This is a genomic window from Hymenobacter gummosus, from assembly GCF_003970915.1.
GTDB classification, from domain to species: Bacteria; Bacteroidota; Bacteroidia; order Cytophagales; family Hymenobacteraceae; genus Solirubrum; species Solirubrum gummosum.
This window is the reverse complement of record NZ_RXOF01000060.1, coordinates 1-282: the sequence shown is the minus strand read 5'-3', so window position 1 is coordinate 282 and position 282 is coordinate 1. Positions and strand designations below refer to the sequence as shown.

The window sequence follows — 282 nt, the reverse complement described above, 5'->3', positions numbered from 1 at the left end:
CGTTCCGGCTCATGGTCGGCAGGATTAGCGCCGGCCTACCTATTTTGGCCCCGGCTGCGTATGGCAAGCCCATGCGGTCCGCTCGTCTGCAACCTGGCACTATGGCCGAAATCAACATTCAGCAAAAGAAAAAACGGCTCAGCCCCTGGCCGCTCATCGTGGCGGTGCTGGTGGTGCTGGCACTGGGCGCGTGGTTCCTCGTCAGCCGCGACCGGGGCCCGGCCGCCGCGCCCGAGCCTGGGGCGCCGGCCGCCACCCCCGCCGATACCGTGAGCGTGCCCA

Annotated in this window: 1 protein-coding gene; it reads left to right on the top strand. The window is 68.4% G+C overall.

What is annotated here, in order from left to right; genetic code table 11:
- Positions 1–101: 101 nt before the first annotated feature.
- On the top strand, positions 102–282 hold a 181-nt coding region (locus tag EJV47_RS27825), incomplete at its 3' end, for a hypothetical protein (RefSeq protein WP_207896027.1).